Below are 16,387 nucleotides of genomic sequence, written 5' to 3' on the forward strand. Positions count from 1 at the left end.
GAACACCTGTTCGAGGAGAGGTGATGAGCATGGCCGACCGCGCCAACACCAACGGCAGGAACGTGAACCCGGACGCCGCCGTCAAGGACCCGGACGACTGGGTCACCGGCGACGAGCCGCCCACCGCCGCCCAGGAGTCGTACCTGCACACGCTGGCGCAGGAGGCGGGCGAGCCGGTGCCGGAGGGCCTGACCAAGGCCGAGGCGTCCCGGCGGATCGACGAGTTGCAGGCGGAGACCGGCCGGGGCCGCTGAGCGGTCAGCGCGGGGGCAGGCGGTGCAGCTCGACCCGGTCGAGCCGCCCCGCCGCCACCCGCGCGGTCAGGTACGTGGCGTGCGGCTGCGCCCGCCGGTCGGTCGGCGAGCCGGGGTTGAGCAGCCGCAGGCCGCCCGGGGCGACGCTGTCCCAGGGGATGTGCGAGTGCCCGAAGACGAGCAGGTCGCAGTCGCCGTACGCGGCGGCGCAGCGCTCCTCGCGGCGGGTCTTCGGGCCGGTCTCGTGCACCACGGCGACGCGCAGGCCGTCCAGCTCGACCCGGGCCACCTCGGGCAGCCGGGCGCGCAGCTCCGGCCCGTCGTTGTTGCCGTACACGCCGACCAGCCGGCGCGACCGCGCCTCCAGCGCGTCCAGCAGCGCCACGTCCACCCAGTCCCCGGCGTGCACCACGACATCCGCGGCCTCCACGGCCGCCCACAGCGGCCCCGGAAGATCCCGCGCCCGCTTGGGCACGTGCGTGTCCGCCATGATCACCAGATCCACCCCCTCATCCTCCCCCACCCCCCTCTTTCCCGCGCCGATCATGAGGTTGGCGGCACTCGGGGAGATCGACTACGCCGTCAACTTCATGATCAACGCGGAGAGGCGGCGCGGGCGGCGGCGGCGGCGCGGGCGGCGGCGTCGGTGATGCGGCCGGCGGCGGTGATCAGGCCGATGTGCGAGTACGCCTGCGGGAAGTTGCCCATCTGCTCGCCGGTGTCCGGGTCGATCTGCTCGGCGTACAGGCCGAGGTCGTTGGTGCGGGCCGCAAGGCGTTCGAACAGCCGCCTCGCCCGGTTCAGTTCCCCCGCCTCGGCCAGGCCGGCGGCCAGCCAGAACGAGCAGATCACGAACCCGGCCGGGTCGCCGTCGAAGCGGCGCAGCAGCCCGTCGCGCGACAGCCGCCGCTCCAGCAGGTCCATCGTGGCGCGCATCCGCTGGTCGCCCGCCGGCAGGAAGCCGACCAGCGGCATGACCAGCACCGAGGCGTCCAGGTCGTCGGAGCCGAACGCCCCGGTGTACGCGCCGACCCGCTCGTTCCAGCCCCGGGCGAGCACCGCCGCCCGCACCTCGTCGCGCGCGGCGGCCCAGCGGGCCACGTCGGCCGGCTCGCCGATGCGCGAGCCGAACCGGACCGCCCGGTCCAGCGCGGTCCAGCACTCCACCTTGGAGGAGACGTAGTGCCGCTGCGGGCCGCGCGCCTCCCACATCCCGGCGTCGGGCCGGTGCCAGCCGCGTTCGGCCTGGTCGGCGAGCGTGCGCAGCAGGTCACGCACCTCCGGTGACATGGGGTCGAGGTAGTAGCGCATCAGCCAGGCCGCATCCAGCACCTCGCCCAGCACGTCGTTCTGCCGCTGCCGCCAGGCGTCGTTGCCGACGAGCACCGGCCGGCTGCCGGCGTACCCGGCGAGGTGGTCGAGGTCGTGCTCGGTCAGGTCCCGCTCCCCCTCGACGCCGTACATGATCGGCACCGGCTCGTCACCGATCCGCCCCATCGCCCGGGCCACCCAGGTGAACTGCCGGTCCGCCTCGTCCGGGCAGGCGGCCCGCCACAGCGCCTGGAGGGTGAGGCTGAAGTCGCGCAGCCAGACGTAGCGGTAGTCGTAGTTGCGGTCGCCGCCGAGCCGCTCCGGCACCGAGGTGGTGGCCGCCGCGACGACGGCGCCGCTGGGCGCGTACGTCATGCCCTGCACCGCGAGCGCGCTGCGCCGCACCTCGTCGCGGTACTCGCCCTGGTAGTCGTGCAGCGCCGACCAGGACCGCCACCCGGCCACCGTCTCGGCGATCACCTCGGCGGCGTCGGGCAGCGCCGGTTCGGCGCCGGCGTACGTCGGGGCGTACCCGAGGGTGAAGCGGTGCGTGCTGCCGGCGCGGGCGGTGAACCGCCCGGTGGCGGCGCCCCCGGCGATGGTGAGCGGGACATCGGCGCGCAACTCCAGGCGGCATGCGCCGGCGGTGGCGCGGATCACGCCGTCGCGTTCGGTCAGGTAGGCGCCGACGCGGCCGTACTCGAAGCGGGGCGCGTAGTCGACGCGCATCGCCACCTCGCCGGTGAGCCCTTCCACCAGCCGGGCCAGCACCCGCGGCGAGCGCATCCCGATGTCGTGACCGCGCGCGCCGGGCTCCAGCGCCAGCGCGTCGGTGACGGCCACCGTGCCGGTCGCGGTGGCGAAGACGGTACGCAGCACGAGCGCGTCGTCCAGGTAGGAGCGCGTGCTCGTCGACTCCCCCTCCGGGCGGATGCTCCAGTGCCCGGCGTCCTCGTCGAGCAGGCGGCCGAACACCGACGGCGCGTCGAACCGGGGCGGGCACCACCAGTCGACCGAGCCGTCGCGATCGACCAGGGCCGCGCTGCGCCCGTCGGCGAGGAAGCCGTGCTCGCTGATGTGTCGGGTCGGCACGGGTGTGGCTACCCGGCGCGGGGCGTCGGCATGCCTCGCCACATCGGTCCGGGCCGGTGCGTTACCGCTGCCCGGCGAGGGGAACGCGGCGGGTTGACGAAGGAGGATGCTCATGACCAGACCCTCGACTCCGACCACGGCCTGGCAACCCGGCATGCCGGGCAGCGACAACCTCCCGTCCGGCCCGGGCGGTCGCCCGACGCCGCCGAGCGGGGACGGGCACGGACCGCAGGCCGGTTCGGCGACCGTCACAATCGGCTCGTACCCGGACTATCCGTCCGCCCAGCGCGTGGTGGACTATCTGGCCGACAACCGGTTCCCGGTGGAACGTACCTCGATCGTCGGTACGGACCTCACGCTCGTGGAGACCGTGATGGGACGGCTCACGACGGGCCGCGCGGCCCTGCTCGGGGCCGGCACCGGCGCCTGGTTCGGTTTGTTCATCGGGTTGCTCTTCGGCATCTTCACCGCCGGCAACTGGCTCGCGGTGATCCTGGTCGGCCTGGTGATCGGCGCGATCTGGGGTGCCGTGTTCGGCGCTGTCGCGCACGCGATGAGCGGCGGTCAGCGTGACTTCACGTCGGCCAGTTCGCTGCGGGCCGCCCAGTACGCGGTGACGGTGGACGCGGAGATGGCCGGGCAGGCCCAGCAGCTGCTCAGCCGGATGCACCTGACACCGACGGGCGCCACCGCCCGCTGACCGGCAGGGCGATGAGGGGAGGGCCGGGCGGCCCTCCCCTCATTCGTGGTACGCGCGCTCGCCGGCGCGCAGCGGCACGTCCACCCGGTTCTCCGGCGGGGCCAGCGGGCAGGCCCACCTGTCGTCGTAGGCGCAGCTGGGGTTGTAGAGGTAGTTGGCGTCCAGCCGGACCCGGTCGCCGGGCAGCACGGTCAGGCCGCGGCCGAACGTGCCCTTCACCGTGTCGGTGAGGTACCGGCCCCCGCCGTACGAGCCGTCGCCGCAGGTGGCGTCACGCACGGGCAGGAAGAGCCCGCCCCCGTACGCCTCGATCCACCAGAGCGTGAGCGGTCCCCACGGCGTCTCCGCGACGGCCACCCGCCGGTACGCGACCACGCCGTCCGGGCCGCCGGTGTCGATGCGCAGCTCGCCGGAGGCGGCGCGCAGCGGCGCCTCGACCACTGCCGACGGGTCGGGCGGGTACCAGCGCAGCCCGGTGAAGCCGGGCCGGTCGGCGGGCGGCACCGGGCTGCTGGGGTGGGTGCGGAACAGCTCGTCGCGGGCGGCCCGGAAGCCGGCCAGGTCGAGGTCGGACAGGTAGAGCGCCGCCACCCGCTCCCGCCAGTCGAGCAGGTCGAGATCGTCCATTCCCCGACCCTAGCCGGGCGGCCCGTTCAGGTTTTAAGAAGCCCCCTAAGGCGCGCTGGTCCGCGCACGCCAGGGCCACTTGTTTAAATTTTAAATAGTGCTACTCTCGGAGCCATGACGGAGAGCCTGGACGCCGAGCGGATGGCCTGCTGGCGCGCGTACATCGAGTCGAGCCAGCGGCTGTTCACCCGGCTCGAGGACGACCTGCGCGCCGACAGCGACCTGAGCTTCGCCGACTACCACGTGCTGGTGCTGCTCTCCGAGGCGCCCGGCCAGCGGCTGCGCATGGGGGAGCTGGCCGACCGGCTGGTGTTCTCGCCGAGCCGGCTGACCTACCAGATCACCACGATGCGCAAGCGCGGACTGGTGGCGAAGGAGGCGTGTCCGGCCGACCGGCGCGGCAGCGAGGCAGTGCTCACCGCGGCCGGCCTGTTCGCCCTGCGCGAGGCCGCGCCGCACCACCTGCGCTCCGTGCGCGCCCACCTGATCGACGACCTCGACGACGCCGAGGTCGCCTGCCTCACCCGGGTCTTCGAGCGGCTCGGTCGGCGCCTGCGCGCCGACCGCACCGCGTCGTCCGTCCCGGCCGACAAGTAAGGAGCCCCGCGATGCCCGCGATCACCGTCGACGACGTCCTCGTCCTGCCCCGCCTGCCGAAGCTCGGCGAGGCCACCGAATACCGCTCCGTCCGCCGGGTCACCACTGCCCCCAGCGGGTACGAGGGCGAGGGCTTCCCGGTCCGCCGGGCCTTCGCCGGCGTGCCGATGACCGAGCTGGACCCGTTCATCCACCTCGACCAGATGGGCGAGGTCGACTACGCGCCGGGCGAGCCGAAGGGTACCTCCTGGCACCCGCACCGCGGCTTCGAGACGGTGACCTACATGATCGACGGGATCATGGACCACCAGGACTCGACCGGTGGCGGCGGCACCATCACCGACGGCGACACTCAATGGATGACGGCCGGAAGTGGCCTGCTTCACATCGAGGCGCCGCCGGAGCACCTGGTGATGAGCGGCGGGCTGTTCCACGGCCTGCAGCTCTGGGTCAACCTGCCCAGCATCGCCAAGATGAGCGCGCCCCGCTACCAGGACATCCGCGGCCGGGAGTCGGCGCTGCTCACCACGCCCGACGGCGGCGGCCTGATCCGGGTCATCGCCGGGGAGGTCGCCGGGCACCAGGGTCCCGGCTCGACGCACACGCCGATCACCATCGCGCACGTCACGTTGCAGCCCGGCGCCGAGCTGAGCCTGCCGTGGCGGTCGGACTTCAACGCGCTGGTGTACGTGCTGGCCGGCCGCGGCACCGTCGGCACCGACCGGCGGCCGATCCACCTCGGCCAGCTCGCCGTGCACGGGCCCGGCGAGGCGCTGCGGATCACCGCCGACCGGACGCAGGACTCCAACGCCCCGGCGCTGGAGCTGTACCTGATGGGCGGCCAGCCGATCCGCGAGCCGGTGGCGCACTACGGCCCGTTCGTGATGAACACCCGCGCCGAGCTGATCCAGGCGGTCGAGGACTTCCAGGCCGGCCGGCTCGGGGTGATCCCGACCGGGCGGGTGCCGCACAGCGACGGCCAGGGCGACCGGCCCTGACCTGCCACGGGCGCCCCGGTCCGCCGGGGCGCCCGGCCGCGGTCTCAGGAGACGGCGAAGATCCCGGCCACCCCGAGGATCACCATCAACAGGACCGCCACCAGCGCACCCCGCTCCCCCTCCACCGCCTGGTCGCGGTCGTCGGTCACGGTGTTCGTCGTCTCGGCGGGCATGTCGGTGCCTCCTCGGTGTCGCGATCCAGGGGTCCGGCGTACCCCTGGCGCGCGGCACCCACGCGACCTGCTGCTCGCCGTGCGGGGTCCTGCCGGGGGTCCTACCGTGTGAGGACGTCGTCGACCTCGGGGGTGGAACGTGACTCTGCGGGACTGGTTCCTCACCGCACAGGAACGCGCCAACCCGGGGTCTGAGTTACCCGTCTGGACCGATGGAAACCTCGCCGAGCCGTTGATTCACGGAGCCGCGTACTTCGACCGCCTGGTCAGCGAGGTGGAATCGCTCACCGCGGGCGATCATCTGTTCTTCACCGACTGGCGCGGCGACCCGGACGAGCGGATGCGCCCGGACGGCCCGACGGTGGCGCAGTTGTTCGCGCGGGCCGCCCAGCGCGGGGTGATCGTCAAGGGCCTGGTCTGGCGCTCCCACCTCGACACGCTGTCCTACAGCGAGGCGGAGAACCGCGACCTCAGCGAGGCGATCCGGGCGGCCGGCGGCGAGGTGCTGCTCGACCAGCGGGTCCGGCGCGGTGGCTCGCACCACCAGAAGCTGGTGGTGCTGCGCCATCCGGGCGACCCGAGCCGGGACATCGCGTTCGCCGGCGGCATCGACCTGTGCCACAGCCGCCGCGACGACGCCGGCCACGCCGGCGACCCGCAGCCGATCGGCATGTCCCCCCGGTACGGCCCCACACCGCCCTGGCACGACGTGCAGCTCGCGGTGCGCGGGCCGGTCGTCGGCGCGCTCGACACCACGTTCCGGGAGCGGTGGACCGACCCGATGCCGCTGGACTCGGAGAACCCGATGGCCTACCTGCGGGACCGGCTGCGCGGCTCCGACCTGCGCCCCGACCCGCTGCCCGAACAGCCCGCCGACCCGCCGCCCTGCGGGCCGCACCACGTGCAGGTGCTGCGCACCTACCCGGCGGTGCGGCCCCGCTACTCGTTCGCCCCGGACGGCGAGCGCACCGTGGCCCGCGGCTACACCAAGGCGGTACGCCGGGCCCGGCGGCTGATCTACCTGGAGGACCAGTACCTCTGGTCGACCGAGGTGGCCGAGCTGTTCGCGCAGGCGCTGCACGAGCATCCGGACCTGCACCTGGTGGCGGTCGTGCCCCGGCACCCGGACGTGGACGGCCGGCTCGCGCTGCCGCCGAACATGGTGGGCCGGGAGCAGGCGCTGTCGCTGTGCCACCGGGCCGCGCCGGAGCGGGTGCACGTGTTCGACGTGGAGAACCACGACGGCACGCCGGTCTACGTGCACGCGAAGGTCTGCGTGGTGGACGACGTGTGGGCCAGCGTGGGCAGCGACAACTTCAACCGCCGCTCCTGGACGCACGACAGCGAGTTGTCCTGCGCAGTGCTCGACGACACCCGGGACACCCGCGCGCCGGCCGACCCGGCCGGGATGGGCGACGGCGCCCGAATGTTCGCCCGCGACCTGCGGCTGCGACTGTGGCGCGAGCACCTGGACCGTGATCCCGGCGGCACGCAGGACGACGACCTGCTGGACCCGGCGGACGCGGTGGCCGCGATCACCACGGCGGCGGAGGAACTGGACCGCTGGCACGCCGGGGGCCGGGCCGGTCCCCGTCCGCCGGGCCGGTTGCGGCCGCACCGCCCGGAGCGGCTGCCCTGGCGTACGCGGCTCTGGGCGCTGCCCGCGTACCGGCTGGTCTACGACCCGGACGGCAGGCCGCTGCGCGCCCGGCGGGCCGGCACCTGGTGACGGTCGCTCACCTCGTCGGGCACGTTCGGACGGGCCGGATAGGCGAACGAGACCCGGGGCGAGTAGAACCCCCAGCACACGTGCAGCGGGTTGGCCGGCCGCAGCGCGTGGACCGGATGGTCCGGCGCCGGGAACTCCACCGACTCGACCTCGAACGGTGACACCGGCTCGGCCACGTACGGATAGTCGGTGACGATCAGCTCGCCGTCGCGGCCGGTGAGGTAGCGGTGGTGGCCGTTGTGGACCTCGGTGCCGGTGTGCCCGACCCGGGCGGTGACCCGGATCAGCAGCGTGCCGTCGCCGGCCCGGGTCTCGGCGGTGAGCCGGTCGCCCCGCAGGTCCAGGCGCGTCTCCCCGGCGGCGGCGGGCGCGCCCCGTGCGGCGGCGTACCGCCGGACCCGCTCGCTGGAGGAGAAGTAGTGGGTCCACCAGCCACCCGGCGTCCCGCCGTCGGGCGGATCCATGTCCGTCAGTGAGACACCCAGGTAGGTGAGCGAGTACGCGCCGAAGCCGGAGGTCTGTGTCTCGTCGTCGACCACGTACTGGTTGACGAAGACCTGACGCTGCGGGTGCGGACGCAGACCGGCGGGCAGCAGGGTCTCGACCACGCCGGGATCCGCCGGGAGCCAGCTGAACAGCAGCGTCCGGGCGTTGATGACGAGTTGCGGCGCGGCGGGATCCAGCACGGTGCCTCCGTTGACGTGTCGCTACGGACGGTACGGGCGGTCCCGTCGGCGGGACAACGACAGAAAGGCGACACTTCGCCCACCTGTCGGATTCCGCGTTGACCGATCGGGGCGCGCTATGCCCGGAAAAACGAGGTCCATACCCCGCCACACCTTAAGTACATCGTACTTTCGGCTAGATTTCGGCAGCACGATCGGGCTATGGTGGCTCCCGAACGTACTACCGTCACCTAAACCTGAGCGTCACGTCTTTTTTCTTCCGCGGACGAGGTGCAGGGAGGACCACCCATGACCGCCCACACGATCAGCGCCCCGGCGACCACGCCGGCCGGCTCCGCGAAGCTCGACCCCCGCTCGCTCACCGACAGCGCCGCCGACCTGCTCGCCGCCATGGCCGCGCTGCCGGCCGGCCACCCCTCGCGGCCCGCGCTGCGCGACCGCGCCATCGAGGCGTGGCTGCCGCTGGCGAACCACCTGGCCCACCGCTACAGCGGCCGCGGCGAACCGAACGACGACCTGGCGCAGACCGCCGCGATCGGCCTGATCAAGGCGATCGACAAGTTCGACCCGTCGCGCGGCGTCGACTTCGCCGGCTACGCGATCCCCACCATCATCGGTGAGCTCAAGCGCCACTTCCGCGACCGCACCTGGGACATCCGCGTCCCCCGCCGGTTGCAGGAGCTGCGCCTGGCGATCTCCGACGCCAACAGCACGCTGCTCCAGACGCTCGGCCGCTCGCCGACGGTCGCCGACATCGCCGCCCACCTCAAGCTCACCGAGGAAGAGGTCCTCGAAGGCCTGGAGGGCGCCCGCGCCTACAACGCGGTGTCGCTGTCCACGCCGACCGGCGACGGCGAGCGGGCCACCGAGCTGGGCGACCTGCTCGGCGGCGAGGACGGCGAGTTCGAGCTGGCCGAGACGCGCGTCGCCCTCGGCCCGGCGCTGGCCACGCTCGACCAGCGCGAGCAGAAGATCCTCACGCTGCGCTTCTACGGCAACCTGACCCAGTCGCAGATCGCCGAGCAGATCGGCGTCTCGCAGATGCACGTGTCCCGGCTGCTGGCCCGGGCCCTGACCAAGCTGCGCGGTCAGCTCGACGGAACGTACTAGCAGGTGGCGGCGGCCGGGTCGGCGGACCCGGCGCAGCGGTCCACCCGGCCCGGTCGGCGGTGCGCCGGCCGGGCCGTTCCGTGTCCGCCCACCGGGGCCGGTGCGACAGCCCGCCGGGGGCGGGTGCGAGAGTGGGTCGGTGCTCGCCGACGTCGCCCTCGACCTGCCGGTCCGGCCGGTGCTGCCGGCGCTCGTCGAGGCGCTGCGCGACCGGGGCGCCGCCGTGCTGGTGGCGCCGCCGGGCACCGGCAAGACCACCACCGCGCCACTCGCGGTCGCCGACGCCGTCGCCGGACGGGTGGTGATCGCCCAGCCACGGCGGGTCGCCGCCCGCGCCGCCGCGCACCGGATGGCCGCGCTGCTCGGCGAACGGGTCGGCGACCGGATCGGCTACGCGGTGCGCGGCGAGCGCCGGGCCGGGCCGCGTACCCGGATCGAGGTGGTCACCACCGGTCTGCTGGTGCGCCGTCTGCACCACGACCCGGAGCTGCCCGGCGTGGACGCGGTGCTGCTCGACGAGTGCCACGAACGGCAGCTCGACGCGGACCTGGCGCTGGCGTTCAGCGTCGAGGCGCGCGGCACGCTGCGCCCGGACCTCTGGCTGCTGGCGATGTCGGCCACCCCGCAGGCGGACCGCTTCGCCGCGCTGCTCGGCGCGGGCGACCCCGCCCCCGTGGTACGCGCCGAGGCCGCCCTGCACCCGGTCGAGCGGGTGTGGGCGCCGCCGCCGCGCCCGGTGACGCCACCCGGCGGTGGCCGGGTCGATCCCGCGCTGCTGGACCACGTGGCCGCCACGGTCCGCCGGGCGCTGCGCGAACGCGAGGGCGACGTGCTGGTCTTCTTGCCCGGCGCGGGTGAGATCGGCGCCGTCGCGCGCCGCCTGGCCGACCTGCGCGACGTCACGGTGCTGCCGTTGCACGGACGGCTGCCCGGCCCGGCCCAGGACGCGGCGCTCACCCCCGCCGCCGGGCGGCGCGTGGTTCTCGCGACGGCGGTGGCGGAGAGCAGCCTGACCGTGCCGGGCGTCCGGGTCGTGGTGGACGCCGGCCTGAGCCGGGTGCCCCGTACCGACCTGGCCCGGGGGCTGGGTTCGCTGGTGACGGTGCCGGTGTCCCGGGCGGCGGCGACGCAGCGGGCGGGCCGGGCCGGGCGGGAGGCGCCGGGCGCGGTCTACCGCTGCTGGTCCGAGGCGGCACACGAGCGGCTCGCCCCGCAGCCCGAGCCGGAGATCGCCACCGCCGACCTGACCGGGTTCGCGCTGGAGCTGGCGGCCTGGGGCACCCCGGACGGCGCCGGCCTGGCGCTGCCCGATCCGCCGCCACCGGCCGCGCTGGCCGTGGCGCGGGAGACCCTGGGCACGCTCGGCGCGGTGGACGACGACGGCCGGATCACCGCGCGCGGCCGGGCGGTCGCGGCGGCAGGCACGCATCCCCGGCTGGCGCGGGCCCTGCTGGACGGCGCGCCCCGGGTCGGCGCGGACCGGGCCGCCGAGGTGGTGGCGATCCTCGGCGAGAACACGCTGGGCGGGACGGGGGACGACCTGCCCGCCCGCTGGCGGCGGCTGCGCAACGGCGTCGACCCGGCCGCCACCGCGCGCTGGCGCACCGAGGTACGCCGCATGCGCGCCGCTCTGCCCGCCGACGGCGCCGAACGGAAGCGCCTGCCCGACGATCTGGCCGCGGGGCTGATTGCCGGACTCGCGTACCCGGAACGGCTGGCCCGGACGCGGCGGCCGGGCGGGTCCGCGTACCTGATGGCCGGCGGGACCGCCGCGGAGCTGACGCCCGGGTCGGGGCTGGCCGGAGCGGCGTGGCTGGCCGTCGCGGTGGCGGACCGCTCCCCCGGCGCGCCGGCCGCGCGGGTACGGCTGGCCGCGCCGATCGATGAGGCGACCGCCCGGGAGGCCGGGGCGGCGCTGCTGCGTTCCGGACGGGAGGTGGCCTGGACCGGCGGCGACGTGGTGGCCCGGGAGGTGGACCGGCTCGGCGCGATCGAGCTGCGCGAGCGGCACCTGACCGCGCCGGAACCGGAGCTGGTCGCGGCGGCGCTGCTGGACGGGCTGCGGCAGGAGGGGCCGGGACTGCTGCGCTGGACGCCGGAGGCGACCGGGCTGCGCCGCCGGATGGCGTTCTGCCGCCAGGCGCTCGGCGGGGACTGGCCGGACGTCTCCGACGCGGCGCTACTCGACCGCGCCCCCGACTGGCTCGGGCCGGAGCTGGTCCGCGCCCGCCGCCGGGCCGACCTGAGCCGGGTGGACGTGGTGGCGGCGCTGCGCCGGCTGCTGGACTGGCGGCAGGCCGCCCGGCTGGACGAGCTGGCCCCGGAACGGCTCGCGGTGCCCAGCGGATCGCGGGTACGTGTCGACTACGCCGATCCGGCCGCGCCGGTGCTGGCGGTGAAGCTCCAGGAGACGTTCGGCTGGCGGGACGTGCCGCGCATCGCCGACGGGCGGGTGCCGGTGCTGCTGCACCTGCTCTCCCCCGCCGGGCGGCCGGTGGCGGTCACCGCCGACCTGGCGTCGTTCTGGCGCACCGGCTATCCGCAGGTGAGGGCGGAGCTGCGGGGCCGCTACCCGCGTCACCCGTGGCCGGAGGACCCGACCACCGCCGAGCCGACCCGCCGGGCCGCTCCGCGCCGCCGGTGAGGGCTACTCCTCGACGACGTCGGCGATCACGACGGTGATGTTGTCCGGGCCGCCGGCCCGCAGCGCCAGGTCGATCAGCCGGGCCGCGCAGGCGTCCCGCTCCATCTGCTCGTTGAGGACCTCGGTGAGCGTGTCCGCGCGGACGACGTTGGAGAGGCCGTCGCTGCACAGCAGCCAGCGGTCGCCCGCGCGGGGCACCATCGTCGCGTACGACGGGGAGACCTGGTCGCCCTGCAACGCCTGGGTGACCACGGCCCGCCGGGGGTGGCTGCTGGCCTGCTCGGCGGTGATCACGCCCTGGTCGACGAGCATCTGCACGAACGTGTCGTCGCGGGTGACCTGCTTGAGCACGCCCTCGCGGAACAGGTAGGCGCGGGAGTCGCCGACGTGCGCCAGCGCCAGGCAGCTGCCGGTACGGGCGAACAGCAGCGCGGTGAGCGTGGTCCCCATGCCCTGACGTTCCGGGTCCTCCTCCACCGCCTGGCGGATCCGCGCGGTGGCCAGCTCGATCGCGCCCTGGAGCGCGGCGACGAGCGCGTCCTCCGGCGTCTCCACGTCCAGCGGGGCGATCGCGTCGATCGCGATACGGCTGGCCAGGTCGCCGGCCGCCATGCCGCCCATGCCGTCGGCCACCGCGACCAGCCAGGGGCCCGCGTGCTGGGCGTCCTGGTTGCCGCTGCGAATCAGCCCACGGTCGCTCGCTCCGACGGAACGAAGCTTCAGGGTCATGGGTCGCAGCCTGCCAGGTCGAGGGCTCGGTTGTCTGTAGGAGATCACCGACATCGTACGTGGCGCGCCGGACCCCTCCGCGAGCGGGCGCTCGGCCGAGCATCGGGCCGGATCGATTGACAGCGACGGAACGCGGTGGAAACATCGGCCTGATATTGGGAGCGCTCCCAGTTCCCGGTCTCCCCCACCACCCCCGAGCACGGAAGGAACCTCCGTGACCCGATCCCGACGTCGGCTCGCCGCGCTCGCGGCCACCACGCTGGCGCTCACCGGCCTCACCGCCGGCCCGGCCCTTGCCGAGGTGCCGCCGGACGCCCCCGAACAACTCCGCAACGGCGACTTCAGCGCCGGTGTCTCCCCCTGGTTCTCCTACGGCACCGGCGACCTCGCTGTCGTCGACGGCCGGCTCTGCACCACCGTCGCGGCCGGCACCGCCAACCCGTGGGACGCCGGCATCGGCCAGGACGCGGTGCCGCTGATGCAGGGCGCCGAGTACGAGCTGTCCTTCGACGTCTCCGCCACCCCGGGCGCGGCCGTCAAGGCGGTGCTGCAGCTCGGCAGCGCCCCCTACACCACGTACGCGAGCGTCGACGCGACCGCCACCGGCACCTCGAAGCGCGTCACCACCACGTTCACCTCCCCGGCCGAGAACCCCACCGCCCAGCTGATCTTCCAGGTCGGCGGCAGCGCCGAGGCGCAGACGTTCTGCCTGGACAACGTGTCGCTGCGCGGCGGGGAGCCGGCGCCGCCGTACGAGCCGGACACCGGGCCCCGGGTCCGGGTCAACCAGGTCGGCTACCTGCCCGGCGGGCCGAAGCACGCGACTGTGGTCACCGAGGCCACCGACGCGCTGCCCTGGCAGCTGAAGTCGGGCAGCGGCGCGGTGGTCGCCAGCGGGAAGACCACGCCGCGCGGCACCGACGCCGCCTCCGGGCAGAACGTGCAGACCGTCGACTTCTCCGCGTACCGCAAGCCGGGCACCGGCTACACGCTGACCGTGGACGGCGAGACCAGCCACCCGTTCGACATCTCCGGCACGCTCTACGACCGGCTGCGCGCCGACTCGCTGCAGTTCTTCTACGCCCAGCGCAGCGGCATCGAGATCGACGGCGACCTGATCGGCGAGGAGTACGCCCGCCCGGCCGGCCACCTCGGCGTCGCGCCGAACCAGGGCGACACCGACGTGCCGTGCCAGGCCGGCGTCTGCGACTACTCGCTGGACGTGCGCGGCGGCTGGTACGACGCGGGCGACCACGGCAAGTACGTGGTCAACGGCGGCATCGCCACCTACCAGCTCCTGAGCACCTTCGAGCGGACCAAGACCGCCGAGACCGCCGACGGCGGCGCCGCCCTGGGCGACTCCACGCTGCGGCTGCCCGAGCGCGGCAACGACGTGCCGGACGTGCTCGACGAGGCCCGCTGGGAGCTGGAGTTCCTGCTGCGCATGCAGGTGCCGGCCGGCAAGCCGCTGGCCGGGATGGTCCACCACAAGATCCACGACCGGAACTGGACCGGCCTGCCGCTGCAGCCCCAGGACGACCCGGAGCCGCGTGAGCTGCACGCGCCGTCCACCGCCGCCACGCTGAACCTGGCCGCCGTCGCCGCGCAGTGCCAGCGCCTGTACGCCCCGTACGACGCCGCCTTCGCCGCGCGCTGCGGCACCGCCGCGAAGACCGCGTACGCGGCGGCCAAGGAGCACCCGGCGATCTACGCCTCGGCCAGCGACGGCACCGGCGGCGGCGCGTACGACGACTCCAACGTCAGCGACGAGTTCTACTGGGCCGCGGCCGAGCTGTGGCTGACCACCGGCGACAAGGCGTACCTGGCCGACGTCACCGGCTCGCCGCTGCACACCGCCGACGTGTTCGCCCCCAACGGCGCGTTCGGCTGGCAGAGCGTGGCCGCGCTGGGCCGCCTGGACCTGGCCACCGTGCCGAACACGCTGCCCGCCGCGGAGAAGACCCGGATCCGCGAGTCGATCACCGCCGCCGCCGACAGCTACCTGGCCACGATCGCCGGCCAGGCGTACGGGCTGCCGTTCCCGGGCAGCGCCGACGCGTACGTCTGGGGCAGCAACAGCAACCTGGTGAACAACGCGATCGTGCTGGCCACCGCGTTCGACCTGAGCCGGGACGCGAAGTACCGGGACGGCGCGGTGCAGGCCGCCGACTACCTGTTCGGCCGCAACGCGCTGAACATGTCGTACGTGACCGGGTGGGGCGAGCAGCACGCCCGCAACCAGCACAGCCGGATCTTCGGCCACCAGCTGAACCCGGACCTGCCGCGCCCGCCGGCCGGCTCGCTCGCCGGTGGCCCGAACGCCGCGCTGCAGGACCCGTTCGCGGCGAACCTGCTCGCCGGGTGCGCGCCGATGTTCTGCTACGTCGACGACATCAACTCGTACGCGACGAACGAGGTGGCGATCAACTGGAACTCGGCGCTGGCGTGGCTCGCGTCGTTCCTGGCCGACCAGGGTGACGCCGGCGCGGTGCCGGCGCCGTCCTGCGCGGTCACCTACACCACGCACGGGAGCTGGCCGTCCGGCTTCACCACCCAGGTGACGGTGCGCAACACCGGCACGACGGCGGTGAACGGGTGGAGCCTGCGCTGGGCGTTCCTCGGCGACCAGAAGGTGGACCACGCCTGGTCGGCGCAGCTCGGTCAGAGCGGCGCCACGGTCACCGCGAAGAACCTGTCCTGGAACGCGAAGCTGGCGCCGGGCGCGTCCACCACGTTCGGCTTCAACGGCAGCGCGTCGCGTTTCCCGAACCCGGATCCGTGGCTGGTCACCCTGAACGGAAAGGCCTGCACGGTCTCCTGACCGAGCTGACCGGACGCCATCGCAGGACCGGGTACGGTCCTGCGATGGCGTACCTCTTCCTGCTCGGCGCGATCACCGCCGAGGTGATCGGCACGAGCCTGCTCAAGGCCACAGACGGTTTCACCCGGCTCTGGCCCACACTGGGCCTGGCGGTGGCGTACCTGTCCGCGTTCGGGCTGCTCTCGCTTGCGGTGAAGGACATCCCGGTCGGCGTCGCGTACGCCGTCTGGTCCGGCCTCGGCACCGCCGCCATCATGGCGATCGGCGCGGCGTTCCTGGGCGAGCCGCTGAGCGTGGCGAAGGTGATCGGAGCGGGGCTGGTGATCGCCGGGGTGGTGGTGCTCAACCTCGGCGGCGCGCACTGAGCGCCACCCGGCTCAGGCCGCCGCGCGCAGCAGCCGGAGCTGCCCGATCTCGGCCACGTTCTTCATCAGCTCGGCGTTCACCCACGCGGCCAGGTGCGTCACGGTGAGACCGGCGTCGGCGGGCCAGGGGTACGCGGACGGCCGGTCCAGGTCGGCCTCGGCCAGCGCGCCCGCCCACTCCGTCCGCAGCTCCCGCAGCCAGGCGACCGTCTCCGCGCCCGGCCCGGGCCAGCGGATGTCGTCGCGTTCCCGCGCCGGCCGCTGCCGCACATGGTCGGTAGCGACCGACCACCACCAGCCGATGTGCCAGGTCAGCCACCCGATGGTGGGTGCCGGGACCGGGTCCGGCTCGGTGTCGGCCCAGTCGGGACGCCACCCGCCGCCCCGGCCGGGGCGCATGGTCCAGCACAGCGCGGCCGGCTCCCAGAGGAAGTCTGCCGGCTCCAGCCGGTCGAGGTGGTACTCGGCGAGCGCCCAGGTCAGGTCGAACTGCCAGCGCAGCAGGCCGGTCACGGAGGCAGGCATCGCGCGATCGTGGCACGGCCTGCGCC

General features: G+C 74.3%; 16 protein-coding genes. 9 read left to right on the plus strand and 7 right to left on the minus strand.

The window, feature by feature from the left end; all coding sequences use genetic code 11:
* The first annotated feature begins 29 nt into the window (after positions 1-29).
* A complete protein-coding gene (locus HA073_RS11810) occupies positions 30-254 on the plus strand; it encodes a DUF3072 domain-containing protein (RefSeq protein WP_013474820.1) in 225 nt (74 codons plus the stop codon).
* 4 nt (positions 255-258) lie between these two features.
* On the opposite strand, the gene HA073_RS11815 is transcribed toward HA073_RS11810, so the two are convergent.
* Both HA073_RS11815 and HA073_RS11820 read right to left on the minus strand, forming a co-directional pair.
* Positions 259-759 (minus strand): metallophosphoesterase, encoded by a 501-nt coding sequence (locus HA073_RS11815; RefSeq protein ID WP_166456368.1) that lies wholly within the window; start codon positions 757-759, stop codon positions 259-261.
* Positions 760-848: 89 nt separating this feature from the next.
* Entirely contained in the window at positions 849-2,657 is a 1,809-nt protein-coding gene (locus HA073_RS11820) for a glycoside hydrolase family 15 protein (protein ID WP_166456369.1), read from the minus strand.
* 112 nt (positions 2,658-2,769) lie between these two features.
* Between HA073_RS11820 and HA073_RS11825 the strand changes: the two genes are divergently transcribed.
* Entirely contained in the window at positions 2,770-3,357 is a 588-nt protein-coding gene (locus HA073_RS11825; protein ID WP_043325043.1) for a general stress protein, read from the plus strand.
* Between the two features lie 39 nt (positions 3,358-3,396).
* Here the strand turns inward: HA073_RS11825 and HA073_RS11830 are convergent, their stop codons facing one another.
* Entirely contained in the window at positions 3,397-3,984 is a 588-nt protein-coding gene (locus HA073_RS11830; RefSeq protein WP_069089909.1) for a DUF1684 domain-containing protein, read from the minus strand.
* A 114-nt stretch (positions 3,985-4,098) separates the two neighbouring features.
* Here HA073_RS11830 and HA073_RS11835 point away from each other — a divergent pair, with 114 nt between their 5' ends.
* Both HA073_RS11835 and HA073_RS11840 read left to right on the plus strand, forming a co-directional pair.
* Positions 4,099-4,581: a MarR family winged helix-turn-helix transcriptional regulator gene (locus tag HA073_RS11835; RefSeq protein ID WP_043325045.1), complete on the plus strand. Its 483-nt coding sequence runs from the start codon at positions 4,099-4,101 to the stop codon at positions 4,579-4,581.
* An 11-nt stretch (positions 4,582-4,592) separates the two neighbouring features.
* Positions 4,593-5,579 (plus strand): pirin family protein, encoded by a 987-nt coding sequence (locus HA073_RS11840; RefSeq protein ID WP_069089910.1) that lies wholly within the window; start codon positions 4,593-4,595, stop codon positions 5,577-5,579.
* Positions 5,580-5,623: 44 nt separating this feature from the next.
* Here HA073_RS11840 and HA073_RS30880 read toward each other — a convergent pair whose 3' ends face one another.
* Positions 5,624-5,752: a hypothetical protein gene (locus HA073_RS30880; protein WP_255292629.1), complete on the minus strand. Its 129-nt coding sequence runs from the start codon at positions 5,750-5,752 to the stop codon at positions 5,624-5,626.
* Positions 5,753-5,891: 139 nt separating this feature from the next.
* Here HA073_RS30880 and HA073_RS11845 point away from each other — a divergent pair, with 139 nt between their 5' ends.
* Positions 5,892-7,481, plus strand: coding sequence for a phospholipase D-like domain-containing protein (locus HA073_RS11845; RefSeq protein WP_166456370.1), 1,590 nt, complete (start codon positions 5,892-5,894; stop codon positions 7,479-7,481).
* Here HA073_RS11845 and HA073_RS11850 read toward each other — a convergent pair.
* Positions 7,430-8,167: a hypothetical protein gene (locus HA073_RS11850; protein WP_166456371.1), complete on the minus strand. Its 738-nt coding sequence runs from the start codon at positions 8,165-8,167 to the stop codon at positions 7,430-7,432. The genes HA073_RS11845 and HA073_RS11850 overlap by 52 nt on opposite strands.
* Positions 8,168-8,455: 288 nt before the next feature.
* On the opposite strand from HA073_RS11850, the gene HA073_RS11855 reads away from it, so the two are divergent.
* Together HA073_RS11855 and hrpB are read left to right on the plus strand one after the other, a co-directional pair.
* A complete protein-coding gene (locus tag HA073_RS11855) occupies positions 8,456-9,277 on the plus strand; it encodes a SigB/SigF/SigG family RNA polymerase sigma factor (protein WP_043325049.1) in 822 nt (273 codons plus the stop codon).
* A gap of 139 nt (positions 9,278-9,416) precedes the next feature.
* Positions 9,417-11,921: an ATP-dependent helicase HrpB gene (hrpB, locus tag HA073_RS11860; RefSeq protein ID WP_166456372.1), complete on the plus strand. Its 2,505-nt coding sequence runs from the start codon at positions 9,417-9,419 to the stop codon at positions 11,919-11,921.
* 3 nt (positions 11,922-11,924) lie between these two features.
* Here hrpB and HA073_RS11865 read toward each other — a convergent pair whose 3' ends face one another.
* Complete coding sequence (locus HA073_RS11865) at positions 11,925-12,650, minus strand: PP2C family serine/threonine-protein phosphatase (RefSeq protein ID WP_043325052.1); 726 nt, start codon at positions 12,648-12,650, stop codon at positions 11,925-11,927.
* 214 nt (positions 12,651-12,864) lie between these two features.
* Here HA073_RS11865 and HA073_RS11870 point away from each other — a divergent pair, with 214 nt between their 5' ends.
* Together HA073_RS11870 and HA073_RS11875 are read left to right on the plus strand one after the other, a co-directional pair.
* Positions 12,865-15,471 (plus strand): glycoside hydrolase family 9 protein, encoded by a 2,607-nt coding sequence (locus HA073_RS11870; protein ID WP_166456373.1) that lies wholly within the window; start codon positions 12,865-12,867, stop codon positions 15,469-15,471.
* Positions 15,472-15,515: 44 nt separating this feature from the next.
* A complete protein-coding gene (locus HA073_RS11875; protein ID WP_043325054.1) occupies positions 15,516-15,836 on the plus strand; it encodes a multidrug efflux SMR transporter in 321 nt (106 codons plus the stop codon).
* Positions 15,837-15,848: 12 nt separating this feature from the next.
* Here HA073_RS11875 and HA073_RS11880 read toward each other — a convergent pair whose 3' ends face one another.
* Positions 15,849-16,361 (minus strand): DinB family protein, encoded by a 513-nt coding sequence (locus HA073_RS11880; RefSeq protein ID WP_166456374.1) that lies wholly within the window; start codon positions 16,359-16,361, stop codon positions 15,849-15,851.
* Between the last annotated feature and the right edge of the window lie 26 nt (positions 16,362-16,387).

Origin of the sequence: Micromonospora sp. CMU55-4 (assembly GCF_011602315.1) — a bacterium.
Lineage (GTDB): Bacteria > Actinomycetota > Actinomycetes > Mycobacteriales > Micromonosporaceae > Micromonospora > Micromonospora chalcea.